This is a genomic window from Xanthomonas sp. D-109, from assembly GCF_017746095.1.
In the GTDB taxonomy this organism is placed as follows: Bacteria; Pseudomonadota; Gammaproteobacteria; order Xanthomonadales; family Xanthomonadaceae; genus Xanthomonas_A; species Xanthomonas_A sacchari.
Map to the genome: position 1 here is coordinate 1 of NZ_JAGHWV010000046.1, position 213 is coordinate 213.

1 protein-coding gene is annotated in these 213 nt (G+C 74.2%); it reads right to left on the reverse strand.

Features of this window, described 5'->3' with window-relative positions; genetic code table 11:
- Positions 1-181: hypothetical protein (locus tag J7357_RS21250; protein ID WP_209249509.1), on the reverse strand; the 181-nt coding region annotated here is incomplete at its 3' end.
- Between the last annotated feature and the right edge of the window lie 32 nt (positions 182-213).

Here is a 213-nt window from a genome sequence, read left to right on the forward strand (position 1 = left end):
CGTCCTCCACCTGGCCGATCGCCGCCACCACCCCGCTCAGTTCGCGATTGCCGAACGGCACCTGCACCCGCCGGCCGACGTCGCCGTCGGCGACCGCGCCGCCGGGCGGCGGCAGGTAGTCGAACAACTGCGGCAAGGGGACGGGCAGGGCGACGCGGAGCGTGGCGGCGGGGGAGGGCATCCGCCTAGTCTAGGGCGTGTCACCAATTCCCG